The following is a 22,974-nucleotide window of genomic DNA, read 5'->3' as shown; positions in this document are numbered from 1 at the left end:
AGACGCGTGCACGGCGGCCGCGGACCGGGCCCGGTCCGCGGCCGCCGTGCGCCCGCCCTACTCCGTCGGCTCGATCCCCGCGCGCAGCAGACCGAAGGTGTACGCGTCCTCCAGGGCCTGCCAGGACGCCGCGATGATGTTCTCGGCGACGCCCACGGTCGACCAGTCGGCGGTGCCGTCACCGGTGGTGATCAGGACGCGGGTGGTGGAGTCGGTGCCGGTGCGGCCCTCCAGGATGCGGACCTTGTAGTCCATCAGCTCCAGCTTGGCGAGCTGCGGGTAGATCCGCTCCAGGGCGACCCGCAGCGCCCGGTCCAGGGCGTTGACCGGTCCGTTGCCCTCTGCGGTCGCGACGATGCGCTCGCCCTTCGCCCACAGCTTCACGGTCGCCTCGTTGGCGTGGGTGCCGTCGGGGCGGTCCTCGACGATCGCGCGCCAGGACTCGATGCGGAAGTACCGGCGTACCCGGCCCTCGGCCTCGGCGCGCAGCAGCAGTTCGAAGGAGGCGTCGGCCGCCTCGTAGGTGTAGCCCCGGAGCTCGCGCTCCTTGACCCGCTCCACGACCCGGCCGATGAGCTCGCGGTTGCCGCCGAGGTCGATGCCGAGTTCCTGGCTCTTGAGCTCGATGGAGGCGCGGCCCGCCATGTCGGAGACGAGCATCCGCATCGTGTTGCCGACCAGCGAGGGGTCGATGTGCTGGTACAGGTCCGGGTCGACCTTGATCGCGGAGGCGTGCAGCCCGGCCTTGTGCGCGAAGGCCGAGACACCGACGTAGGGCTGGTGGGTGGAGGGCGTGAGGTTGACGACCTCGGCGATGGCGTGCGAGACGCGGGTCATGTCGGCGAGCGCGCCCTCGGGGAGGACGGTCTTGCCGTACTTGAGCTCCAGCGCCGCGACGACGGGGAAGAGGTTGGCGTTGCCGACCCGTTCGCCGTAGCCGTTGGCGGTGCACTGGACGTGCGTGGCGCCCGCGTCGACGGCGGCCAGGGTGTTGGCGACGGCGCAGCCGGTGTCGTCCTGGGTGTGGATGCCGAGGCGGGCACCGGTGTCGGCCAGGACGGTGGCGACGACGGCCTGGATCTGGGCCGGGAGCATCCCGCCGTTGGTGTCGCAGAGGATGACGACGTCGGCGCCCGCCTCGGACGCGGTCCGGACGACGGCCTTGGCGTACCCGGCGTTGGCGCGGTAGCCGTCGAAGAAGTGCTCGCAGTCGACGAAGACCCGGCGGCCCTGGCCGGCCAGGTAGGAGACGGTGTCACGCACCATCTCCAGGTTCTCCTCCAGTGTGGTGCGCAGGGCGAGTTCCACATGGCGGTCGTGCGACTTGGCCACCAGGGTGATCACCGGGGCGCCCGACTCCAGCAGCGCCTTGACCTGCGGGTCCTCGGCCGCCTTGCCGCCGGCCCTGCGGGTCGCGCCGAAGGCGACCAGTTCGGCGTTCTTGAACTCGATCTCCTGGCGCGCGCGGGCGAAGAACTCGGTGTCGCGGGGGTTGGCTCCCGGCCAGCCGCCCTCGATGAAACCGACGCCGAAATCGTCCAGGTGCCGGGCGATGGTCAGCTTGTCCGCGACCGTCAGGTTGATGCCTTCACGCTGGGCACCGTCGCGCAGCGTGGTGTCGAAGACATGGAAACTGTCGTCGGTGGGCTTGGCCTTGGTGGTCATGCTGATCTGACTCCTGTCGGATGAGTGGATCCGGACGATCTGACTCCACTTGCCCCCATCATCCCGCGCGCCTCGTCCCGGCCGGTGGTGAGGGCCGGAAAACAAAAAACCCCTCGCGGGTGCGAGAGGTCTGCGCGCGGGTCTGGGGCACGATGGCCGTGCCGTACATGGTGGTACGGGACGGTCACTGCGGACCGGCGCGCCTGTTGCCAATAATCATGACGCACGAGGACACGGAAGCAGTCTGGCACAGGACCGCTTCCGTGCCCCGCCCCGTCTCAGGATGCGGGCGTGACGCTCGTCGCTCCGGCCGGCTGCGTCTGCTCCCCGGCCCGCCCGGCGGCGGTGACCCGGTTCAGGTCGATGTCGCGGGTCTCACGCATGGTCAGGTAGACGACCAGTGAGACCGCGGCGCAACCTGCCACGTACCAGTAGAAGCCGGATTCGGCGCCGGCGTTCTTGAACCACAGCGCCACGTACTCGGCGGTGCCGCCGAAGAGGGCGTTGGCGACGGCGTACGAGAGACCGACGCCCAGGGCCCGGATGCCGGTCGGGAAGAGCTCGGCCTTCACGCAGGCGTTGATGGAGGTGTAGCCGGTGATCACGACCAGGGCGAGCAGCGCCAGGCCGAGCGCCGGCCAGAAGGTGTCGGCGTGCTTGAGCATCGTCATGATCGGCACGGTCAGGAAGGTCGAGCCGACGGCGAAGGTGATCAGCAGCGGGCGGCGGCCGATCCGGTCGGACAGCATTCCGGCCAGCGGCTGGATGCACATGAAGACGAACAGCGCGCAGAAGCTGACGAGCGAGGCGGTGGACTTCTCCATGCCGGCGCTCTTGGAGAGGAACTTCGTGAGGTAGGTCGTGTACGTGTAGTAGGCGACGGTGCCGCCCATGGTCAGGGCCATCACCAGGAACGCCTCGCGCCGGTGCTGCCACAGCACCTTCAGCGTGCCGCGGTCCTGCTGCTCGGCGGCTCCGGAGTCGGCGTACACCTCGGTCTCCAGCATGGAGCGGCGCAGGTAGAAGACGATGCCCGCGCCGAGTGCGCCGACGACGAACGGGATGCGCCAGCCCCAGCTGTGCAGCGCCGCCTCGGACATGTTGCGCTGCAGGACGATCTGGAGGCCGAGGCCCACGAGCTGTCCCGCGGTCATGGACACGTACTGGAAGCTGGAGGCGAAGCCGCGCTTCTCGGGTGCGGATGCCTCGGTGAGGTAGGTGGCGCTGGCCGCGTACTCACCGCCGACGGACAGCCCCTGGAGCAGCCGGGCCACCATCAGTACGGCGACGCCTCCGTACCCGGCGACGTCGTAGGTCGGTGCGATCGCGATGAGGACCGCGGAGGCCGACATGAGGGTGACGGTCAGGGTGAGCGCGGCCTTGCGGCCCTTGCGGTCACCGATCCGGCCGAGGAGCCAGCCGCCGACCGGCCGCATGAAGAAGCCGACGGCGAAGATGCCCATGGTGTTCATGAGGTTGGCGGTCTCGTTGCCTTCGGGAAAGAACGAGTCCGCGAAGTAGACCGCGAAGGTCGCGTACACGAACCAGTCGAACCACTCGACCATGTTGCCGGCCGAGCCGACCCAGATTTTCTTCCACTGCTCTCGTCCCATGGTTGGCCACCGTGCCCGAACCGCCGGAAGTCCAACAAGGGTGCAGGGCGCAACGATCGCGCGTACTTACGTGCGTTTCGTTCACGGGCGGGTGACGTCAGCCGGTGGCGGTCAGCGATTCGTCGACGAACTCCGCCACGCGGGACAGGGCCTGGTCCCGGCCGGTGCCGGGGATGCCGACCGCCACATGGACGCTGAAACCGTCGAGCAGGGCGCGCAGCCGGGTGGCGAAGTGTTCGGCGTCGACCCGGCGGAACTCCCCGCGCGAGCCTCCCTCGGCGAGCAGCGCCACCAGGTCGCGGTGCCAGGCGCCCTCGATCGCGGCCTGCCGGGCGCGCGCGTCGTCGTCGGCGTCGCGCGAGCGGTTCCAGACCTCCAGCCAGAGCGTCCAGTGCGGGTCGCGGTGGCCGGCGGGGAGGTAGAGGGCGATGTACGCGTCGAGCCGTTCACGGACCGTCCCGGGCCGGGACAACAGCCGGCGCCGCCGGTCCCCGAGCCGGTTCTCGCTCCACTCCAGGGTCTGGAGCAGCAGTTCGTCCTTGGTACGGAAGTAGTAGAGGAGGTGACCGCTGCTCATGCCGACCTCGCGGCCGAGCCCGGCCATCGTGAGGCCGTCGAGGCCGCGTTCGGCGACGGTCGCCATGACGGCGGCGAGCACGTCCTCGCGGGGCGGGGCGGTGTTGCGGCGGCGCGGGGCGGTGGACACGGTTCAGACCTTCGGCTGCTGCTGGGTGATGCAGTGGATGCCGCCGCCCCCGGCGAAGATCGCGCGGGCGTCGACGAGTGTCACCGTACGGCCGGGGAAGAGCCGGCGGAAAATCCCGGCGGCGAGCTCGTCGCGCGGGTCGCCGAAGGCGCACAGGACGACGCCGCCGTTGCAGAGGTAGTGGTTGATGTAGGAGTAGTCGACCCACTCCCCGCCGGCCCTCAGCACGGTGGGCGCGAGGACCTCCACGACCTCCAGCGGCCGCCCCTTCGCGTCGGTGGCGGCGCGCAGGATGCGGACGGTCTCCCGGGTGATCTCGTGGTCGGGGTGGGCCGGGTCCGGCTGGACGTGGGCGACGACGGTGCCGGGGCGGGCGAAGGCGGCGACGATGTCGACGTGGCCGAGCGTGCCGTACGTGCCGTAGTCCCCGGACAGGCCACGGGGCAGCCAGATCGCCTTCCTGGTGCCCAGGCGCGCGTGGATCTCGGCCTCGACCTGCTCGCGGGTCCGGTCGGGGTTGCGTTCCTTGCCGAGCTGGACGGTCTCCGTGAGCAGCACGGTGCCCTCGCCGTCGACATGGATCGCGCCGCCCTCGTTGACCAGCGGCGAGCTGTGCACGGGGACACCGGCGAGCTCGGCGACGGAGCGGGCGATGTGGCGGTCGTGCTCCCAGCGGGCCCAGCCCTGGGCGCCCCAGCCGTTGAACGTCCAGTCGACGGCGGCCAGTTCGCGGCCGTCGGTGACGAACGTGGGGCCGATGTCGCGCATCCAGGCGTCGTCGAGCGGGCGCACCGCGAGTTCGACGTCCGGGCCGAGCAGGGCGCGGGCGCTGTCCTCCTGGCCGGGGCCGACGACCATCGTGACGGGTTCGAAGCGGCGGACGGCGTGGGCGACGGCGGCCCAGGCGCGGCGGGCCTCGTCCAGTTCGGCCGCGGCGGCGAAGGTGGGGTTGGGGCCGGGCCAGGCCATCCAGGTGCGTTCGTGCGGGGCCCATTCGGGCGGCATGCGGAAGGTCACGGCGGGTCCTTGGAGGGTTCGGCGGACGGGGAGGTCAGAGGAAGTAGAGCCGGTTGAGGGAGACCGACTCGGCGGGTTCGGAACGGAGCGGGTCGCCGTCCAGGGTGACGAGGCCGCTGCGCGCGTCCACGTCGACCGTTCCGGTACGGGAGTTGAGGCGCAGGTCGGCGGGGCCGATGGAGCGGGTGCCCCGGACGCCGACGCGGCGTCTGCGGGTCGGCATGGCGTCGGCCCCCAGCTGGGTGGCTGCCTGCGAGACGAAGGCGACCGAGAGATCGGCGGCGGTGGCCCCGTACGCGCCGAACTGCGGTCCGAGGACGAGGGGTTCGCAGGTGTCGGTGGCTGCGTTGGGGTCGCCGGTGACCCCGTAGGCGGGGAAGCCTGACTTCAGGACCAGTTGCGGCTTCGCCCCGAAGAACTCGGGCCGCCACAGCACGATGTCGGCGAGCTTTCCGGTCTCGATGGAGCCGATCTCGTGCGCGAGGCCGTGGGCGATGGCCGGGTTGATGGTGAGCTTGGCCATGTAGCGCAGCACCCGGGCGTTGTCGTCGCCCGGTCCGTCGCCCTCCATCGGGCCGAGTTCGGCCCTCATCTTCCCGGCCATGGCGAAGGTGCGGCGGACGGTCTCGCCTGCCCTGCCCATGCCCTGGGCGTCGGACGAGGTGATCCCGATGGCACCCAGGTCGTGCAGCACGTCCTCGGCACCCATCGTGCCGGCCCTGATCCGGTCGCGGGCCATGGCGGCGTCACCGGGCAGGTCCGTCTTCAGGTCGTGAACGGAGACGATCATCCCGTAGTGCTCGGCGACGGCGTCCCGCCCGAAGGGGAGCGTGGGGTTGGTGGAGGAGCCGATGACGTTCGGTACGCCGGCCATCTTCAGGACGTTGGGGACGTGCCCGCCGCCGCAGCCCTCGATGTGGAAGGCGTGGATGGTGCGCCCCTCCAGGACGCGCAGGGTGTCCTCGACCGACAGGCACTCGTTCAGCCCGTCGCTGTGCAGGGCGACCTGGACGTCGTACTCCTCGGCGACGCGCAGCGCGGTGTCCAGGGCGCGGGTGTGCGCCCCCATGTCCTCGTGGACCTTGAAGCCGCAGGCCCCGCCCTCGGCGAGCGCCTCGACGAGCGGTGCCTGGTGGGAGGAGGAACCGCGGCCCAGGAAGCCGATGTTGACCGGCCAGGCGTCGAAGGCGTTGAAGGCGTGGCGCAGGGCCCACGGCGAGTTCACGCCGACGCCCCAGACCGGGCCGAACTCCTGGCCGATGACCGTGGTGACGCCGGAGGCGAGCGATGCCTCCATGATCCGCGGCGAGAGCAGGTGGACATGGGTGTCGACGGCGCCGGCGGTCGCGATGAGGCCCTCGCCGGACACGATGGACGTGCCCGTGCCGACGACGACGTCCACCCCGTCGAGGGTGTCCGGGTTCCCGGCCCGGCCGATCGCGGAGATCCGTCCCTCGCGGATGCCGATCGACACCTTCCGGACGCCCTGCACCGCATCGATGACCAGCACGTTACTGATCACCACGTCGCAGGTCTCCCGGACGGCGGCGGCCTTGAGGTGGAGGCCGTCGCGGGCGGTCTTGCCGAATCCGGCGAGGAACTCGTCGCCGGGCTTCTGGGCGTCGGACTCGACCCTGACGGTCAGCCCGGAGTCGCCGAGCCTGACCCGGTCACCGGCGCGCGGGCCGTGCACGGAGGCGTACTCGTACGGGTCGATGCTCATCGGGCGGCCCCCAGGTAGCCGCAGGCCACCGCGCGGCGCAGCGCCTCCTCGCGGGCGCCGGGTGCGTCCAGGGGGCCGTCGACCAGCCCGGCGAACCCGATCGCGACGCGGTCGCCGCCGATCGGCACCAGGCCCACCTCGGCCCGCTCCCCCGGCCCGAAGCGGACCGACGATCCCGCGGGCACGGCCAGCCGCATCCCGTACGCCGTCGCCCGGTCGAAGTCGAGCCGCGGATTGGCCTCGAAGAAGTGGAAGTGCGAGGTCACGGAGACCGGGACGGTCGCGGTGTTGTGGACGGTCAGCCGTACGGAGGGCTCGGGCTCCGGCGTGGCGGGCCCCGGCACGACGGCGCCGGGCGCCTCGTCGCCGAGGCCGGCGCCCAGCGGCCGGGAGACCACGGCGAGCCGCGATCCGTCGTCGAAGACGGCCTCCACATGGACCTCGGTGACGACATCGGCGACCCCGGGCAGCACGTCGTCCGGGCCGAGCACCCGGCGGGCGGCCTCGATGGCCTCGGCGAGCCGGCGCCCGTCGCGGGCGGCCTCGCAGACGGTGTCCGCGATCAGGGCGGTGGCCTCGGGGACATTGAGCTTCAGGCCGCGGGACCGGCGGGCGCGGGCCAGCTCGGCGGCGCCGAAGAGCAGCAGCCGGTCCCGCTCGGTCGGGGTCAGTCGCACGTCGTCACGCCTCCTGGTCAAGCAGTGTTAGAGCAGCACTCTAACGAGGAGGCAGTGATAATTGGAACCCTTGACTGAAGGTTTCGAGCAGCACTCCAAGTCTTCACGCACAAGAAGGCCGCGCCCTGCGGACGCGGCCTTCTGCGGATGGGTGGGTCGACTAGCCGATCGGGTGCATCCAGCCGTGGGTGTCCTCCGCGACGCCGCGCTGGATGTCCAGCAGGCGCTCACGCAGCCGCAGGGTGACCGGGCCCGGCGTGCCGTCGCCCTGGGTCCACTCGCCACCCGTGCTCTTCACGGTGCCCACGGGGGTGATGACGGCGGCCGTGCCGCAGGCGAAGACCTCGGTGAGGGTGCCGTTCGCGGTGTCGTCGCGCCACTGGTCGATGGAGACGCGGTCCTCCTCGGGCTCGTAGCCGAGGTCCGCGGCGAGCCTGAGCAGCGAGTCACGGGTGATGCCCGCGAGCAGCGAACCGGTCAGGGCCGGGGTGACGATCTTGTTCCCGTGCACGAAGTACAGGTTCATCCCGCCGAGCTCCTCGACCCACTTGTGCTCGACGGCGTCGAGGTAGGCGACCTGGTCGCAGCCCTTGGCGGCGGCCTCGGCCTGGGCGAGGAGGGACGCGGCGTAGTTGCCGCCGGTCTTGGCGTCGCCCATGCCGCCGGGGACGGCGCGGACGCGGTCCTCGGAGAGCCAGATGGAGACGGGCTTCACACCGCCCGGGAAGTAGGCGCCGGCCGGCGAGGCGATGACCAGGAAGAGGTACTCGTTGGCGGGCCTGACGCCGAGCCCGACCTCCGTCGCGATCATGAACGGGCGCAGGTACAGCGACTCCTCGCCCCCATGGGCCGGGACCCAGGCCGCGTCCTGCTGGACGAGCGCGTCGCAGGCCGCGACGAACGTCTCGACGGGCAGCTCCGGCATGGCGAGGCGGCGGGCGGACGACTGGAAGCGCTCGGCGTTGGCCTCGGGGCGGAAGGTGGCGACTTTGCCGTCGGGCTGACGGTAGGCCTTGAGGCCCTCGAAGATCTCCTGGCCGTAGTGGAGCGTCATGTTGGCGGGGTCGATCGACAGCGGCGCGTACGGGACGAGCTGGGCGTCGTGCCAGCCGCGGCCTTCGGTCCACTTGATCGTCACCATGTGATCGGTGAAGTGGCGGCCGAAGCCGGGCTTGACCAGGATCGCCTCGCGCTCCGCGTCGGACAGCGGGTTCGAGGAGGGCTTGAGCTCGATCGTGGGCGTCGTCATGAGTGCGTGTCCTTCACCGGTTTTGTGTGTGTAGGACCGCGCCCACGCCAGCTCCTGACGGACAGGTGCTAGGACGTCCGAGCTTCGTGGCAAACCACGGTCCCGTTCGATTGTCTCTCGCGGGGGGGCCATGCACGAAATGACGTGAATGCGGTCCAGGGTTCGATGGTGACACCCGGGGCCGCACAGGAGAAGCCGCCGGGTGCGTGTGCGACCCGGCGGCTTCGTGAGGGAGTCGTCGGATCAGCCCGCTACGCGTACCGCGAGCGCGTCGCCGATCTCGTCGGTGCTGCGGGCGGTCCCTCCCCCAGAGCCCGAAAGGCCTGGGAGGTCCCCCCCTCGCTCCGCCAGGTCGGCGGAGACGGCGTCCTCGATACGCACGGCCTGGGCCTCGTAGCCGAGGTGGCGCAGCAGGAGGGCGACGGAGAGGATCGTGGCGGTCGGGTCGGCCTTGCCCTGGCCCGCGATGTCGGGGGCAGAGCCGTGGACCGGCTCGAACATCGACGGGAAGGCGCCCGTCGGATTGATGTTGCCGGAGGCGGCCAGGCCGATGCCGCCGGAGACGGCCGCGGCGAGGTCGGTCAGGATGTCGCCGAAGAGGTTGTCGGTGACGATGACGTCGAAGCGCTCCGGCTGGGTGACGAAGAAGATCGTCGCGGCGTCGACGTGCAGGTAGTCGGTGGCGACCTGGGGGTACTCGGCCGCGACCTTGTCGAAGGTGTTCTTCCACAGGTGGCCCGCGTAGACGAGAACGTTGTTCTTGTGGACCAGCGTCAGCTTCTTGCGCGGGCGGGCGGCGGCGCGCTCGAAGGCGTCGCGGACGACGCGCTCGACACCGAAGGCCGTGTTGAGGCTGACCTCGGTGGCGACCTCGTGCTCCGTACCGGTGCGCAGCGAACCGCCGTTGCCGGTGTACGGGCCCTCGGTGCCCTCGCGGACGACGACGAAGTCGATGTCCGGACGGCCGGCCAGCGGGGTCGCCGTGTTCGGGAACAGCTTCGACGGCCGCAGGTTGATGAAGTGGTCGAAGGCGAACCGCAGCTTCAGCAGCAGCCCGCGCTCCAGCACACCGGAGGGCACGGACGGGTCACCGATCGCACCGAGCAGGATGGCGTCGTGACCCTTGAGGGCCTCCAGCTCCGCGTCCGGGAGGGTTTCACCGGTGCGGTGCCAGCGCTGGGCACCAAGGTCGTACTCCTTGGTCTCCAGCTTCACGTCCTGCGGGAGAACAGCGTTGAGGACCTTGAGGCCCTGGGCCACGACCTCCTGGCCGATACCGTCACCGGGGATCACTGCGAGATTGATGCTGGAAGCCATGTCCCGCACGATACTGCGCGTCCCACCCCATGACATGTCACGTCCACTATACGGACACATGGGCAGCTGTACGTGTACCGTTCACCTACCCGACGGAGTGCCGTCAGGGAACGGGTGGAGGTTGTCGCCCATGGACATACCCCGCTTCGGCATCCCCGAGAAGCTCGCCGACCGCATGAGCATGGCCGAGCAGCACGACTACCTGCGGACCCGGCTGACCCGACGCGGTGTGCTGCGTACGAGCGTGGCGACCGCCGCCGTCGCCGGTGCCGGTCTCGGCACCTCGCTCACCTCCTCGCCGGCGTACGCCGCCCCGTCGGTCCTCACCTCGCACAGCACCACCCGGGTGGACGGTTCGCTGGTCGCGCCGTTCGGCCGGCACCTGGCCTACGGCGCCGACCCGAAGACCCAGATGGCGGTCTCCTGGCAGGTCCCGTTCGCCGTGCGCCGCCCGTACATCCGCATCGGCCTGAAGCCGTGGGCACTGAGCCGGAAGATCGACGCCGAGGTGCGCCACCTGACGACGCCGCTGCTGAACGACGGCAAGATCGCGGCTGCCGAGCAGTTCTACGTGCACGCGGCCCTGGAGCGCCTCAAGCCCGGCACGACGTACTACTACGGCGTCGGCCACGACGGCTTCGACCCGGCCGACACCCGCAACCTGGGCACGCTCGGCACCTTCACCACGGCGCCCTCGCGCGCCGGGAAGTTCACCTTCACCGCCTTCGGCGACCAGGGTGTCAGCTACCACGCGCTCGGCAACGACCAGCTGATCCTGGGCCAGAACCCCGCCTTCCACCTCCACGCGGGTGACATCTGCTACGCCGACCCGTCGGGCTCCGGCCAGACGAGTGACACCTACGACGCCCGCACCTGGGACCAGTTCCTGGCGCAGACGGAGACGGTCTCCAAGACCGTGCCCTGGATGGTGACGACCGGGAACCACGACATGGAGGCCTGGTACTCGCCCGACGGCTACGGCGGCCAGAACGCCCGCTGGACCCTGCCGGACAACGGCCCGGACCCGGTGAACCAGCCCGGGGCGTACTCCTTCGTGCACGGCAATGTCGGCGTGATCGCGCTCGACGCCAATGACGTGTCGTACGAGATCCCCGCCAACTTCGGCATCAGCGGCGGCAAGCAGACCCGCTGGCTGGACCGGCGCCTGGGCGAGCTGCGAGCCCGCCACGACATCGACTTCCTGGTGGTCTTCTTCCACCACTGCGCCTTCTCCACGACCAATGCGCACGCCTCGGACGGCGGGGTGCGCGAGGCATGGGTGCCGCTCTTCGAGAAGCACCAGGTGGACCTGGTCATCAACGGGCACAACCACGTCTACGAGCGCACCGACGCGATCCTGAGGAACGCGGTCCAGCGCAAGGTACCGATCGGCGAGCGCACCGACCCGACGCGGGACGGCATCGTGTACGTCACCGCGGGCGGTGCGGGCAAGGCGCTGTACAACTTCCCGGCGCCCGACAGCTACGAGGGGCACGTCACGGACCTGGAGAGCGTGGACACGTACCACGTGGTCAAGGGCGGTGGTAAGGCCGTCGAGACCGTGGAGTGGTCCCGGGTGCGCTACACCGGCTTCTCGTTCCTCGCGGTGGAGGTGGAGCCCGGGAAGAACGCGCGGATGAAGGTCACCGCGCTCGCCGAGTCCGGCGAGCGCATCGACCACTTCGAGATCAGCCGCGGCTGAACCCGACGCACGGCCCGGGGGCCGGCCGCGGCTGAACCCGACGCACGGCCCGGGGGCCGGCCGCGGCTGAACCCGACGCACGGCCCGGGGGCCGGTCCCAGGTGAGGCCCGGTTCAGTGACCGGTGGAGCCGCCGTTGTCCCTGCGGTCGAGGGCTCGCTGCAGGGCGGCGGCGGCATTCTGCCGCTCCGACTCGGTCGGGCGGTGGGTGTGGCGGACGCGGCGGACAGTGGTCTCGGGCATGGTGGATCGACTCCTTGAGATCGCGAGGATTTCGAGATCGAAAAATCTTGAACGTGATGTCGAGATCAGGGATTTCGAGGTGCCGGAAGGGGCGGGGAGCAGGCGCCGCAGGGGTTGCCTGCTTCGGGGCGCGCGCTCACGACCGCCAGTCGCTTGATCTAGCGAGACGTTCGGCTTCTACAAAGCTAGGGCAGCCACGCCGGTCTGTCTCCACAATTACTCGGACTTCCTACTATCTGAGACGGAGGTTTACGCGCGCTCACTCCCCACTCACTCTCAGCTCCCGGATGAGCGCCCGGACGGCGAGCGATCGTGCCAGCTCAGGGGTGGTGACGTAGCCCAGGATGCTGATCCGCACCGACGCCGCATCGGGCCCGTCCGGCGATTGAGCACGAGCGGCCTCACAGCACATCCCCGTCCCGCCAGTCGAAGACCAGCACCTCGGCGGACGCGTCCCCTGCCGACGGGACCGGACCGCCCCGGACCCCCCGGACGTACGTACTGCCCTCCTCCTCCGGCAGCCGCTCCACCCCGTGCGGCCCCTGCACGGCGATCCGTCCCGGCCACACCGTCCAGCCGCGCCCGGCGTACAACGCGGCCCCGGCGGCCGACGCGGACAGGGCCCCGAAGGCGTACGCCCCGTCGACGACCTCCTCCAGCGCGGCCATGACCTGCCCGCCGAGGCCCTTCCGCCGCCGGTCGGCGCGGACCGCGACGCCCTCCACGTAGCCGACGCGGCGGGAACGTCCGGCGTGGACCACCCGCCGCTGCACGACACTGCCGTGCGCGAGCAGCCCGCTCGCATCGCGCACGCAGGCGTGGATGCCGCCGAGCGTGTGGTCCCAGTCGTCGTCGCTGAACGTGCCCTCGAACGCGGTGTCCAGGAAGACGTGGATCTCGTCGAGGACGGCCGGGGCCAGCCGGCAGGTGTGCGCGGTGTGCAGGATCGGATCGGTCATGTGCTCCAGCCTCGCAGGCACCGCACCTACCAGGTACTCAGCCGCCATTTGAGTACCCGGCCCGTGTCGAAAGATTGTGCGGCGCACAAGAGTTGGTCCCATGAACGGCCTTTACGCTCTCAAGCCCTGGTACGCGAACCGGCTCTCCGGTGTCCGCGCCTCGCTGGTCCGCCGTGAGGTGTCGCCCGACACCCTCACCGCCGCCGGCGTCGTCGCCGCGGCCGGCGCCGCAGCCGCGCTGGCCTGGCTGCCCACCGGACTCGCCGCCCTGCCGGTCGCCGTACTGCTCGCGGCCCGGCTCGCCTTCGCCAACCTGGACGGGGCACTGGCCCGCGACACGGGCCGCACGACCCGGCGCGGCGCGGTGCTCAACGAGCTCGGCGACCGGGTCGCGGACCTGATCGTGCTGGCGGGCTTCCTGGCGCTCGCCCCGCTGTGGCTGGTGGCGGTCGCCGCACTCGCGGCGACGCTGCCGTCCTGGGTGTCACTGGCCGGCGCCGCGGCCGGGGCACCCCGGCGCAACGGCGGGCCGGTCGGCAAGACCGAGCGCTGCCTGCTGGTCGTGGTCGCAGCGGCGAGCGGCTGGGCCGTACCGGTACTGATCGTGATCGCCGCCGGTTCGCTGCTCACGGCGGTGCTCCGGCTGGCCGGGCTGTGGAGGGAGCTGGCATGAGCGCCGTACTGATCGCCGAGGAGGCGGCCGCGCGGGCGCTGCCGCTGGTCGCGGGTGTGCTGGGGGCGGGCGGGGTCGCGGTCGCGGTCCTCCCCTCCAAGGTGCGGATGCGGGCCGAACTGCGCAGGCGGTGGCGGACCTGGGCGCTGGTCGCGCCGGTCTTCCTGGGCGCGTACTTCCTGGGCAGCGGCGGCACCTACGCGCTGGCCGCGGGGCTGGGGGTGATCGCGACGAGCGAGTTCGTCCGGATGGCGGGGCTGCGGCGCGGCGACCAGGTGGTGCTGGCGGGGGCCGCGGTGGTGCTCCCGGCGCTGGCCTGGCTGGCGCCGCACCTCCTGGACCTGCGCGCGGCGGCGCTGCTGCTGGTCGCGGCCGCGCTGCCGTCCGTGCTGGGCGGGGACGACCGGACGGGCTTCACCCGGACCGCCCGGACCGCGTTCGGGCTGCTGTGGATCCCCGTCGCGCTGACCGGTCTGGTGACGCTCGGCGAGACGGGTGTCGCGGTGGGCCTCGCGGTGGCGCTCGGCGATGTGGGCGCCTGGTGCGGCGGTACGGCGCTTGGCCGGCGCGGCCCGCTCGCCCGGCCGCTGTCGCCGCTCTCGCCCAACAAGACCTGGGCGGGCGTGCTCGGCGCGGCCGTCGCGACGGCCGTACTCCTTCTGGTGCTCGGCGAGTTCAGCCTCCCCCTGTGGGCGGCGGTGATCGGCGGCTGTGTCCTCGGCGACCTGATCGAGTCCATGGTCAAGCGCGAGTCGGGCGTGAAGGACGCGGGCAGCTGGCTCCCCGGCTTCGGCGGCCTGCTCGACCGGATCGACTCCCTGTTGGTGGCCCTTCTCCTGGCGACGGTGATGACGTGATGAGTACGCTCCTGAGCATCCCCGTCCGAGCCGTGCTCCCGCGCCGCTCCCGTGTCGCCGCCGCCCTCCGGCGCGGCCTGTGGTGGGGCGTGCTCAGCCTCACCGGCGGGGTCGAGCGGCGCGGCCGGCTGCCGCGCGGCGGCTGTGTGGTGGTCGCCAACCACTCCTCGCACGCGGACACCGCGGCGCTCCTCGCGGCCCTGGACGCCCGGCACAGCCCGGCGATCGGGGCGGCGGCCGACTACTGGTTCGCCTCCCCGTGGCGGCGGCGGATCTGCCGCAGGCTGGCGGCCGGCTTCCCGGTGCGGCGGGGCGGCGGTGGGATGGAGGACCTGCTCACGATGGCGGGTGAGCTGCGGGCGGGCCGGGCGGTCGTGCTGTTCCCCGAGGGCACCCGGGCGAAGGACGGCTCGCTGGGCGCCTTCCACCGGGGCGCGCTGGTCCTGGCCGAGGAGGCGGGGGTGCCGGTCGTGCCGGTGGGGATCGCGGGCACGGACCGGCTGCTGCCCAAGCACGGACGGCTGCGTTCGTCGCTGGTCCGGGTGACGATCGGTGAGCCGCTGCCGTCGGCCGTCTCCCCCGAGGAGGCCCGCGACGCGGTGGTGGCACTGCATACGCGTGCGGTCGCCGAGCCGCTGAGGGACTCCGCGACGCGACGCCGGGTGGCGGCGGTCGTCACCTCGCGCTGGGGTGTGCCGCTGGCGTTCTGCTGGGCGTTCGCGGAGGCGCTGAGCTGGCCGCTGATGCCGGAGCTGCTGCTGGGCGTCGTGTGCGTGGCGGTGCCGCGCGCGGCGCTGAAGATGTCCCTGGGCGCGCTGGCCGGCAGCCTGGCGGGCGGTCTGCTGGCGCTGCACCTGGCCTCGGCCGGCGTTCACCTGCCCGCGCCGCTGACGACGGACCGGATGCGGGCGGAGGTCCGGCACGAACCGGCCCTGGAGGGCGCGTCCGCGGTGCGCCACCAGCCGTGGAACGGCATCCCGTTCAAGGTGTACGGCGCCGAGGCGGGCCGCGCCGACGTCCCCGCGCTCGACTGGCTCACCGCGTCGGCGGCCGCCCGCGGCTCCCGCACCCTGACGGTGGGCCTCGCCTTCGCCGGCTTCGGCCTCCTGATGCGCCGCCACCGCCGCCGGTACGGCCGCTACCTGGCGCTGCTGGGCGGCGGGTTCGCGGCGGGGCTGGCGCTGATCGTGCACGGGTGGGGCTGAGCGCGGCGTGCGGGCGGGCCGGTTGTCAGTGGGCGCCCCTACTGTTCGGGAGCAGAGGCTGGGACGACAGCCCGGTGGGAAAGGACAGCGATGAGTTTCAGCATGCAGGCGCGTGCCGTCCCGGTCCCTGGGCTGCCGCAGGACTTCGCGGGGGCGGCGGCCGTCTTCGCCGATACGGACGACGAGCTCGACCGCCTCGCGACGGATCTGCACATATCCAAGGACTTCTCCACGGTGCACGAGCTCTGCCTCCTCGCACCGCCGGGCCACGGCAGCGGCGAGCTCCCGGTCTTCGGCGGGACCATTCATGAGGATCCGGCCGGAGTCGAGGCTCCGTCCGTCACGTTGACGGCTGTGCAGGTACGGGAGGCGGTGGAGTTCCTCCGCAGCCATCCGTTCGACGGGCTGTGGGACGCGGCCGCGGGTGGCTTCACCACGCACTGGGGCATACCGGAACCCGAGGTCCGCGCCGTCTTCGCCGCCCACTTCCGGCAGGTGGTGGACTTCTACGAGCGCACGGCACACACGGGCGACGCGGTGGTCAAGCGGTTCCTGTACTGACCCGCACCCCGCCCGTGAATGGAAACCGCCTCCCGGCCGGCAGGGGAACCGATCGGGAGGCGGAGTTCGTGGCGGGGCGCCGGGAGGGCAGCACCCCGCACGTGTGTCAGCCCTGGTGGGGGTAGGTGTACTCGGTCGGCGGGACCAGCGTCTCCTTGATGGCCCGGGTCAGGGTCCAGCGCTGGAGGTTCTGCGGGGCGCCCGCCTTGTCGTTCGTACCCGAGGCACGGCCGCCACCGAAGGGCTGCTGGCCGACGACGGCACCGGTCGACTTGTCGTTGATGTAGAAGTTGCCCGCGGCGTACCGCAGCTTCTCCATCGTGTACGCGGCCGCGGCGCGGTCGTTCGCGATGACGGAACCGGTCAGGGCGTAGTCGGAGACCGACTCCATCTGCTCCAGCATCTCGTCGAACTTGTCGTCCTCGTAGACGTGGATCGCGAGGATCGGGCCGAAGTACTCGGTCGTGAAGACCTCGTTCTCCGGGTCGCTGCACTCGATCACGGTCGGGCGGACGAAGTAGCCCACCGAGTCGTCGTACGTGCCGCCGGCGACGATCGTGCACGCCGGGTCGGCCGCGGCGCGGTCGATGGCGGCCTTGTTCTTCGCGAAGGCGCGGTCGTCGATGACGGCACCCATGAAGTGCGACAGGTCGGTGACGTCGCCCATCGTGATGGAGTCGACCTCGGCCGCGAACTTCTCCTTGAAACCGGCGTTCCAGATGGAGGCCGGGACGTAGGCGCGCGAGGACGCCGAGCACTTCTGGCCCTGGAACTCGAAGGAGCCACGGGTCAGCGCGGTCTTCAGGATGGCGTGGTCGGCCGAGGGGTGGGCGACGACGAAGTCCTTGCCGCCGGTCTCACCGACGAGGCGCGGGTAGGTGCGGTACTTCGCGATGTTGTTGCCGACCGTCTTCCACAGGTGCTGGAAGGTGGGGGTCGAGCCGGTGAAGTGGATACCGGCCAGGTCGCGGTGGTTCAGGGCCACCTCGGAGACGGCGATGCCGTCGCCCGTCACCAGGTTGATGACGCCCTTGGGCAGACCGGCCTCCTCCAGGAGCTGCATCAGCAGCACGGCGGCGTGGGTCTGCGTGGGGGACGGCTTCCAGACCACCACGTTGCCCATGAGGGCGGGGGCGGTGGGCAGGTTGCCCGCGATGGCCGTGAAGTTGAACGGCGTGATCGCGTAGACGAAGCCCTCCAGCGGGCGGTGGTCCATGCGGTTCCACACGCCCGGGGAGTTGGCCGGGGGCTGCTCGGCGAGGATCTGGCGCGCGTAGTGCACGTTGAAGCGCCAGAAGTCGACGAGCTCGCAGGGGGTGTCGATCTCGGCCTGCTGGGCGGTCTTGCCCTGGCCGAGCATCGTGGAGGCGGCCAGCGTCTCGCGCCAGGGGCCGGAGAGCAGCTCGGCGGCGCGCAGGATGATGGCGGCGCGGTCGTCGAAGGCCATCGCACGCCAGGCCGGGGCGGCGGCGAGGGCGGCGTCGATCGCGTCCTGCGCGTCCTGCTCGGTGGCGCCGGCGAAGGTGCCGATGACGGCCTTGTGGTTGTGCGGCTGGACGACGTCGAAGCGCTCGCCGCCACCCATCCGCTTCTCCCCGCCGATGGTCATCGGCAGGTCGATCGGGTTCTGGCTGAGCTCCTTGAGCTTCGCCTCCAGGCGGGCGCGCTCCGGGGAGCCCGGGGCGTAGGAGTGGACCGGCTCGTTGACGGGGACCGGAACCTGGGTCACGGCGTCCATGAGTTACCTCTTCCGAGTGAATGGCCGACCTCGGCCGGGAGGAACTGAAAGTCCTCTGCGTATGTTGGGCGACAGGTCAGGGCCTGACCGTCACGAGCCCGCTTCGGTGGGTGACTGAGAAGCCTCAAGGGGCGGAGTCACGGGTTCCGTTGCTCCTTGGGGAGGCAGAGCGGAACAGGTCCGGCACAGCCGGGCGGCGAGCGGTTGTCACCTTCCAGGATGCGCCTGGCACGCGACAAACACCGCTCAGCCCTTGGTGAGGATGGAGCGGCCGAAGAACAGCAGGTTGGCCGGCTTCTCCGCGAGGCGGCGCATGAAGTAGCCGTACCAGTCGGTGCCGTACGCGGTGTAGACACGCATGCGGTGGCCCTCGGCCGCGAGCCGGATGTGCTCGTCGCTGCGGATGCCGTACAGCATCTGGAACTCGTACTCGTCGAGCTTGCGGCCGGCCTTGCGGGCCAGCTCCTGGGCGATGGCGATCAGACGCGGGTCGTGGGACCCGATCATCGGGTAGCCCTCGCCCTCCATCAGCGTCTTCAGGATGCGGACGTACGCCTTGTCGATCTCGGCCTTGTCCTGGTACGCGACGGAGGCGGGCTCCTTGTAGGCGCCCTTCACGATGCGCACGCGGCTGCCGGCGTCGGCCAGGCGGCGGGCGTCGTCCTCGGTGCGGAACAGGTAGGCCTGGATGACGCATCCGGTCTGCGGGTAGTCCTTCCGCAGCTCCTCGTGGATGGCGAACATCGAGTCGAGGGTGGTGTGGTCCTCGGCGTCCAGGGTGACCGTGGTGCCGATCGCGGCGGCGGCCTCGACGACCGGGCGGACGTTGGCGAGGGCCAGCTCGTGACCGCCCTCCAGCGCCTGGCCGAACATGGAGAGCTTGACGGACATCTCCGCCTTGGTGCCCAGACCGAGCTCCTTGAGGCGGCCGATGAGCTCCAGGTAGGCGTCGCGCGCGGCGGCGGCCTGCTCGGGAGTGGTGATGTCCTCGCCGACCACGTCGAGCGTGACTTCGAGCCCCTTGTCGGCGGCGTCCTCGATGATCGGGACGACCTGCTCGACGGTCTCACCGGCGATGAACCGGTCGACGACCTGCTTCGTGCCCGGCGCTGCCGAGATGAAACGGCGCATCTTGTCGCTGCGTGACGCGGCGAGAATCACGGGACCCAGCACGGGGCACCTCCACGGAAAGTACGAACGAAGGCCGAACCGCCACAACTACCCGATAGGGAACAGAAGCGGTACAGCACGGAGAACCACCGTGAAATCTAAGGATCCCTCCGATCCTGTGCCATCGACAGCTGTCACGCATCCGTGCCCTGGATCTCAGACATATGTCTGAAGGGGTGCGAGAATGGCCGGGTGAAGGGCGATTACCAGGAGCTGGTCGACGAGATCTCCGCGCTGCTCGGCGTCCCCGCGACGCTGGAGAACCGCGACTTCGGCCTGGTCGCCTTCGGGGCCCATGACAGCGACGACGACACGGCGATGGACCCGGTCCGCACCCGTTCGATCCTGACCCGCCGCTCGACCCCGGCGGTCCGCGCCTGGTTCGAGAACTTCGGCATCACCCGCGCCACCGGCCCCGTCCGCATCCCGGCCGCCCCGGAAGCCGGTGTCTACCGGGACCGGATCTGTCTGCCGGTACGCCATCGGGGTGTGGTGCTCGGTTACGTCTGGCTGCTTGACGCCGACCCCGGCCCGACCGACGAGCAGCTCGACGCGGCGATGGACGTGGCGGCCAGGATCGGGGCGCTGCTCTCCGACGAGGCGCGGGCGGGCACCGATCTGTCCCGGGAGTTCGGCGCGGTCCTCACGGCGGGGCACGGCTGGCAGCGCGACATGGCGGTGGCCGCGTTCAGCGAGGCGCTCGGCCCGGACGCGGAGGGGCTGCACACCGTGGTGTGCGTGACACCGTGGCCGGACGACCCGCCGTCGGTGCGCACGGTGCCGTCGGCTGCGGCCCTGTCCGGTGTCCCTTCCCCGGGCGGCGCGGGGGTCCCGGCGCTGGCCGCGCTGGTCCGGCTGCGGTCGCACGACGTCCTGGACCCGGCGCTCACGGCCGCCGACCGGCTGCGCACCACCGCGGGAACGGCCGCCACCGCCGGGATCGCGGTCCCCCGCCGCGGCCTCGCCGAGCTGGCCGACGCCTGGCACGAGGCATCGGCCGCGGCCCGGGCGGCAGCGGCGGAGAGCCGGTTCGGCCCGGTTGCCGAGTGGTCGGCCATCGGCCCGTACCGCCTGCTGACCGCGCTCACCCCCGGCACCCTGCCGGACCACACGGTCCGCCCGCTGCTCACCCCGCCGCACCGGGACCTCGCCCGCACCGCAGAGGTGTTCCTCGACTGCGCGGGCCAGGCGTCCCGGACCGCCGCCGAGCTGGGCATCCACCGCCAGACTCTCTACTACCGCCTCTCCCGGGTCCAGCAGCTCACCGGCCTGGACCTGAACGACGGCGAGGACCGGCTGCTGCTGCACATGGCGCTGAAGGCGTTCCGGCTCCGGGGCACCGGGTGACTACGCCACCCGCTCGTCCGTGCCGGGCACCTTGGCGGTGGACAGGGCGATGCGGTTCCAGGTGTTGATGGTGAAGATCAGGGCCAGCAGTCCGGCGAGCCGGGTCTCGTCGAACACCGCTGCCGCGCGGGCGTAGACGTCGTCCGGTACGCCGCCGTGGGAGACCAGGGTGACGGCCTCCGTGAGGGCCAGGGCCGCCTGTTCCTCGGTGGTGAAGAAGTGCGCGGCCTCCCGCCAGACCGCCACCATGTGCAGCCGCTCCTCGCTCTCCCCCGCCTTGCGGGCGTCGCCGGTGTGCATGTGCAGGCAGTACGCGCAGCCGTTGAGCTGCGAGGAGCGGATCTGCACCAGTTCCACCAGTGCGGGATCCAAGTCCTGACGGGCGGCGGCATCGAAGCCGATGAGGGCCTTGAAGGCCTTCGGAGCGGCCTTGGCGAAGTTGATTCGAGGGGCGTGGACTGCTGCTTCGTGGTTCGTCATGTCCTCTACGTTAGGAGCCGTAAAGACCTCGCGTAGGGTGCATTCTCATGTCGGATTCATGGGTCAATTCCGCGGAGCGGATCGGCAGTGACCTGCTCCTCGACCTGGCGGGGCCGGGCAGTCGCCGGGCCGTCCTCATCCGCGCGCTGCGCGACGCCGTGCGGGACGGCAGGCTTGCCCCCGGCACCCGGCTGTCGCCCTATCGGTCGCTCGCCGCCGACCTGGGTCTGGCCCGCAACACCGTCGCCGACGCCTATGCCGAACTGGTCGCGGAGGGCTGGCTGACGGCCCGGCAGGGTTCCGGTACCCGGGTCGCCCGCCGCGCCGCACCCGTGGCACCCGCCCGCGTCCCGAAGAAGGCGCCGCACCGCCCGGCCGACCCCGTCCACGACCTGCACCAGGGCAAGCCCGACCCCGGTTCGTTCCCGCGCACCGCCTGGCTCGGCGCCGCCCGGCGCGCCCTGAACGCCGCGCCGAACGACGCCTTCGGGCCCGGCGACCCCCAGGGCCGCATCGAGCTCCGGCGGGCCCTGGCGGACTACTTGGGGCGCTCGCGCGGGGTCCGCACCACCCCCGAACGGATCGTGGTCTGCTCCGGGTTCGCCCATGCCCTGCGGCTGCTGTTCGGGGGCGGGGTCCTGCGCGGCCCGCTGGCCGTGGAGTCGTACGGGCTTGGCTTCCACCGGTCGATCCTGGAGGCGGCCTCGGTGCGCACGGTCCCGCTGACGCTCGACGAGGACGGCGCACGCGTCGACGAGCTGACCGGACTGTCCGGAGTGCGGAGCGTCCTGCTCACCCCGGCCCACCAGTTCCCCACCGGTGGGCCGCTGCATCCGGAACGGCGTTCGGCCGTCGTCGACTGGGCCCGCGGCCGGGGCGGGCTGATTCTGGAGGACGACTACGACGGGGAGTTCCGGTACGACCGGGAGCCGGTGGGTGCCGTGCAGGGGCTGGACCCGGAGCGCGTCCTCTATGCCGGCTCGGTCAGCAAGAGCCTGTCACCGGCGGTCCGGCTGGGCTGGATGGTGCTGCCGGAACACCTCGTCGACCGGGTGCTGGCGGCGAAGGGCGAACGTGAGGCCTGGGCGAGCGTGCCGGATCAGCTGGTCCTCGCCGAGCTCATCGAATCGGGCCACTACGACCGCCATGTCCGCCGGATGCGCCAGCGCTACCGTGGCCGTCGCGACCAGCTCGTCGCGGCCCTCGGCGCCCATGCCCCGCACATCACGCCCACCGGCATCGCCGCCGGGCTGCACGCGGTCCTGCGGCTGCCGCCGGGCACCGAGCAGTCCACGGTCAAGGCCGCCGCCTGGCAGGGGCTCGGCCTCGACGGGCTCGACGCCTTCCGCCACCCGGCTGCGACGATGCCGGCTCCGGACGGCCTGGTCGTGGGGTACGCCTCCCCGCCGGACCACGCGTTCGCCGCGGCGCTGGAGGCGCTCTGCCGGGCGCTGCCGCCGGCCTGACTCCCGTCCGGCGGGCCGGACAGGAGCTACATCCAGGACAGCGGGGCGGGCGTGACGATCGGCCGGTCGCTGACGACGGCGGCCATGACCCACGGCGCGTCCCCGTCACTCCGGCCGACGCTCACCCCCACCCAGCGCCCCCGCGCGGACGCCGGTCCCCACACCGCGAGGTCGCCGTAGCAGTCCTCGTCGAGCAGGGCCGCGAAGAGGGGCGGCACCGGTTCTCCCTCCTGCCGCGGGAGAGACTTCGCATCGCCGCCGTCCTCCTGCCGGAGAAGCAGAACGTGGACGGCCACCTGCTGGTGGGCGCCCCAGCGGCCCTCCAACTCCTCGACGAGCGAAGCCAGCTGCGCCTCGGCCGCCTCCTCCGCGTCGTCCCACTCGGTGCCGTCCACCTCGTCGGGGGCGTAGCCCTCCCAGAGCGGGGCGATCCGGAAGCCCTCGCCCGCGGTCACCGTCCACTCCCCCGTGCCCGGCTCGCCCTCGGCCACCGTCGGCCCGGCGGCCGGCAGCGGCGCAGCCAGCAGGGCCTCGATGTCGGCGACGGCCCGCGCGACGTCGAACGTCTCTCCGGCCCGGGCGCTCACAGCGCGGCCCGGCCCGTCGG

General features: G+C 71.6%; 21 protein-coding genes. 7 read left to right on the top strand and 14 right to left on the bottom strand.

The window, feature by feature from the left end:
• Positions 1-57 precede the first annotated feature (57 nt).
• The 8 genes from cimA to SH922_RS28660 all read right to left on the bottom strand — a co-directional run bounded on the left by cimA (position 58) and on the right by SH922_RS28660 (position 9,967).
• Positions 58-1,665 (bottom strand): citramalate synthase, encoded by a 1,608-nt coding sequence (gene cimA, locus SH922_RS28695; protein WP_393060896.1) that lies wholly within the window; start codon positions 1,663-1,665, stop codon positions 58-60.
• A 278-nt stretch (positions 1,666-1,943) separates the two neighbouring features.
• Positions 1,944-3,278, bottom strand: coding sequence for an MFS transporter (locus tag SH922_RS28690; RefSeq protein WP_393060894.1), 1,335 nt, complete (start codon positions 3,276-3,278; stop codon positions 1,944-1,946).
• Between the two features lie 97 nt (positions 3,279-3,375).
• Complete coding sequence (locus SH922_RS28685) at positions 3,376-3,984, bottom strand: TetR/AcrR family transcriptional regulator (protein WP_393060892.1); 609 nt, start codon at positions 3,982-3,984, stop codon at positions 3,376-3,378.
• 3 nt (positions 3,985-3,987) lie between these two features.
• On the bottom strand, positions 3,988-4,989 hold the full coding sequence (locus SH922_RS28680; RefSeq protein WP_393063719.1) for an agmatine/peptidylarginine deiminase: 1,002 nt from the start codon (positions 4,987-4,989) through the stop codon (positions 3,988-3,990).
• 46 nt (positions 4,990-5,035) lie between these two features.
• Positions 5,036-6,724 carry an urease subunit alpha gene (locus tag SH922_RS28675; protein ID WP_393060890.1) on the bottom strand — a complete coding sequence of 563 codons (1,689 nt, stop codon included), beginning with the start codon at positions 6,722-6,724 and terminating at the stop codon, positions 5,036-5,038.
• On the bottom strand, positions 6,721-7,401 hold the full coding sequence (gene ureA / locus SH922_RS28670) for an urease subunit gamma (protein ID WP_393060888.1): 681 nt from the start codon (positions 7,399-7,401) through the stop codon (positions 6,721-6,723). Before ureA ends, SH922_RS28675 begins: the two co-directional genes overlap by 4 nt.
• A gap of 160 nt (positions 7,402-7,561) precedes the next feature.
• The gene (locus SH922_RS28665; protein ID WP_393060886.1) at positions 7,562-8,650 is read right to left on the bottom strand and encodes a branched-chain amino acid aminotransferase; all 1,089 of its coding nucleotides are present in this window, start codon (positions 8,648-8,650) and stop codon (positions 7,562-7,564) included.
• A gap of 243 nt (positions 8,651-8,893) precedes the next feature.
• Positions 8,894-9,967, bottom strand: a complete 1,074-nt coding sequence (locus SH922_RS28660; RefSeq protein ID WP_393060884.1) for a 3-isopropylmalate dehydrogenase — start codon at positions 9,965-9,967, stop codon at positions 8,894-8,896.
• 130 nt (positions 9,968-10,097) lie between these two features.
• Between SH922_RS28660 and SH922_RS28655 the strand changes: the two genes are divergently transcribed.
• Positions 10,098-11,669, top strand: a complete 1,572-nt coding sequence (locus SH922_RS28655) for a purple acid phosphatase family protein (protein WP_393060882.1) — start codon at positions 10,098-10,100, stop codon at positions 11,667-11,669.
• Positions 11,670-11,782: 113 nt separating this feature from the next.
• Here the strand turns inward: SH922_RS28655 and SH922_RS28650 are convergent, their stop codons facing one another.
• Together SH922_RS28650 and SH922_RS28645 are read right to left on the bottom strand one after the other, a co-directional pair.
• On the bottom strand, positions 11,783-11,911 hold the full coding sequence (locus tag SH922_RS28650) for a hypothetical protein (RefSeq protein ID WP_393060880.1): 129 nt from the start codon (positions 11,909-11,911) through the stop codon (positions 11,783-11,785).
• A 401-nt stretch (positions 11,912-12,312) separates the two neighbouring features.
• Complete coding sequence (locus tag SH922_RS28645; protein ID WP_393060878.1) at positions 12,313-12,870, bottom strand: GNAT family N-acetyltransferase; 558 nt, start codon at positions 12,868-12,870, stop codon at positions 12,313-12,315.
• A 100-nt stretch (positions 12,871-12,970) separates the two neighbouring features.
• Here SH922_RS28645 and SH922_RS28640 point away from each other — a divergent pair, with 100 nt between their 5' ends.
• From SH922_RS28640 to SH922_RS28625, 4 genes are all read left to right on the top strand, one after another.
• Positions 12,971-13,543 carry a CDP-alcohol phosphatidyltransferase family protein gene (locus tag SH922_RS28640; protein ID WP_393060876.1) on the top strand — a complete coding sequence of 191 codons (573 nt, stop codon included), beginning with the start codon at positions 12,971-12,973 and terminating at the stop codon, positions 13,541-13,543.
• Positions 13,540-14,400 carry a phosphatidate cytidylyltransferase gene (locus SH922_RS28635; protein WP_393060874.1) on the top strand — a complete coding sequence of 287 codons (861 nt, stop codon included), beginning with the start codon at positions 13,540-13,542 and terminating at the stop codon, positions 14,398-14,400. The genes SH922_RS28640 and SH922_RS28635 overlap by 4 nt, the downstream gene beginning before the upstream one ends.
• Positions 14,400-15,605, top strand: a complete 1,206-nt coding sequence (locus tag SH922_RS28630; protein ID WP_393060872.1) for a lysophospholipid acyltransferase family protein — start codon at positions 14,400-14,402, stop codon at positions 15,603-15,605. The genes SH922_RS28635 and SH922_RS28630 overlap by 1 nt, the downstream gene beginning before the upstream one ends.
• 90 nt (positions 15,606-15,695) lie before the next feature.
• Positions 15,696-16,166: a hypothetical protein gene (locus tag SH922_RS28625; RefSeq protein WP_393060870.1), complete on the top strand. Its 471-nt coding sequence runs from the start codon at positions 15,696-15,698 to the stop codon at positions 16,164-16,166.
• A 106-nt stretch (positions 16,167-16,272) separates the two neighbouring features.
• Here the strand turns inward: SH922_RS28625 and pruA are convergent, their stop codons facing one another.
• Positions 16,273-17,904 carry an L-glutamate gamma-semialdehyde dehydrogenase gene (gene pruA, locus SH922_RS28620; RefSeq protein WP_393060868.1) on the bottom strand — a complete coding sequence of 544 codons (1,632 nt, stop codon included), beginning with the start codon at positions 17,902-17,904 and terminating at the stop codon, positions 16,273-16,275.
• 246 nt (positions 17,905-18,150) lie between these two features.
• Complete coding sequence (locus SH922_RS28615) at positions 18,151-19,077, bottom strand: proline dehydrogenase family protein (RefSeq protein WP_393060866.1); 927 nt, start codon at positions 19,075-19,077, stop codon at positions 18,151-18,153.
• Between the two features lie 189 nt (positions 19,078-19,266).
• Here SH922_RS28615 and SH922_RS28610 point away from each other — a divergent pair, with 189 nt between their 5' ends.
• Complete coding sequence (locus SH922_RS28610) at positions 19,267-20,421, top strand: PucR family transcriptional regulator (protein WP_393060864.1); 1,155 nt, start codon at positions 19,267-19,269, stop codon at positions 20,419-20,421.
• Here the strand turns inward: SH922_RS28610 and SH922_RS28605 are convergent, their stop codons facing one another.
• Positions 20,422-20,901 (bottom strand): carboxymuconolactone decarboxylase family protein, encoded by a 480-nt coding sequence (locus SH922_RS28605; RefSeq protein WP_393060862.1) that lies wholly within the window; start codon positions 20,899-20,901, stop codon positions 20,422-20,424. It abuts the gene before it with no gap.
• 47 nt (positions 20,902-20,948) lie between these two features.
• Between SH922_RS28605 and SH922_RS28600 the strand changes: the two genes are divergently transcribed.
• Positions 20,949-22,367 (top strand): PLP-dependent aminotransferase family protein, encoded by a 1,419-nt coding sequence (locus SH922_RS28600; RefSeq protein ID WP_393060860.1) that lies wholly within the window; start codon positions 20,949-20,951, stop codon positions 22,365-22,367.
• A 26-nt stretch (positions 22,368-22,393) separates the two neighbouring features.
• On the opposite strand, the gene SH922_RS28595 is transcribed toward SH922_RS28600, so the two are convergent.
• A complete protein-coding gene (locus tag SH922_RS28595) occupies positions 22,394-22,954 on the bottom strand; it encodes a hypothetical protein (protein ID WP_393063718.1) in 561 nt (186 codons plus the stop codon).
• Positions 22,955-22,974: the final 20 nt, after the last annotated feature.

Source organism: Streptomyces sp. LN549, from assembly GCF_043203805.1.
Lineage (GTDB): Bacteria > Actinomycetota > Actinomycetes > Streptomycetales > Streptomycetaceae > Streptomyces.
This window is presented reverse-complemented; position numbering and strand designations above follow the sequence as displayed.

Coding starts and splice junctions, on each gene's coding strand:
- cimA (WP_393060896.1), bottom strand. CDS start 1,665: ATGACCACCAAGGCCAAGCCCACCGACGACAGTTTCCATGTCTTCGAC.
- SH922_RS28650 (WP_393060880.1), bottom strand. CDS start 11,911: ATGCCCGAGACCACTGTCCGCCGCGTCCGCCACACCCACCGCCCGACC.
- SH922_RS28630 (WP_393060872.1), top strand. CDS start 14,400: ATGAGTACGCTCCTGAGCATCCCCGTCCGAGCCGTGCTCCCGCGCCGC.
- SH922_RS28680 (WP_393063719.1), bottom strand. CDS start 4,989: ATGCCGCCCGAATGGGCCCCGCACGAACGCACCTGGATGGCCTGGCCC.
- SH922_RS28660 (WP_393060884.1), bottom strand. CDS start 9,967: ATGGCTTCCAGCATCAATCTCGCAGTGATCCCCGGTGACGGTATCGGC.
- SH922_RS28640 (WP_393060876.1), top strand. CDS start 12,971: ATGAACGGCCTTTACGCTCTCAAGCCCTGGTACGCGAACCGGCTCTCC.
- SH922_RS28655 (WP_393060882.1), top strand. CDS start 10,098: ATGGACATACCCCGCTTCGGCATCCCCGAGAAGCTCGCCGACCGCATG.
- SH922_RS28675 (WP_393060890.1), bottom strand. CDS start 6,724: ATGAGCATCGACCCGTACGAGTACGCCTCCGTGCACGGCCCGCGCGCC.
- SH922_RS28605 (WP_393060862.1), bottom strand. CDS start 20,901: ATGACGAACCACGAAGCAGCAGTCCACGCCCCTCGAATCAACTTCGCC.
- SH922_RS28690 (WP_393060894.1), bottom strand. CDS start 3,278: ATGGGACGAGAGCAGTGGAAGAAAATCTGGGTCGGCTCGGCCGGCAAC.
- SH922_RS28665 (WP_393060886.1), bottom strand. CDS start 8,650: ATGACGACGCCCACGATCGAGCTCAAGCCCTCCTCGAACCCGCTGTCC.
- pruA (WP_393060868.1), bottom strand. CDS start 17,904: ATGGACGCCGTGACCCAGGTTCCGGTCCCCGTCAACGAGCCGGTCCAC.
- SH922_RS28625 (WP_393060870.1), top strand. CDS start 15,696: ATGAGTTTCAGCATGCAGGCGCGTGCCGTCCCGGTCCCTGGGCTGCCG.
- SH922_RS28600 (WP_393060860.1), top strand. CDS start 20,949: ATGTCGGATTCATGGGTCAATTCCGCGGAGCGGATCGGCAGTGACCTG.
- SH922_RS28645 (WP_393060878.1), bottom strand. CDS start 12,870: ATGACCGATCCGATCCTGCACACCGCGCACACCTGCCGGCTGGCCCCG.
- SH922_RS28635 (WP_393060874.1), top strand. CDS start 13,540: ATGAGCGCCGTACTGATCGCCGAGGAGGCGGCCGCGCGGGCGCTGCCG.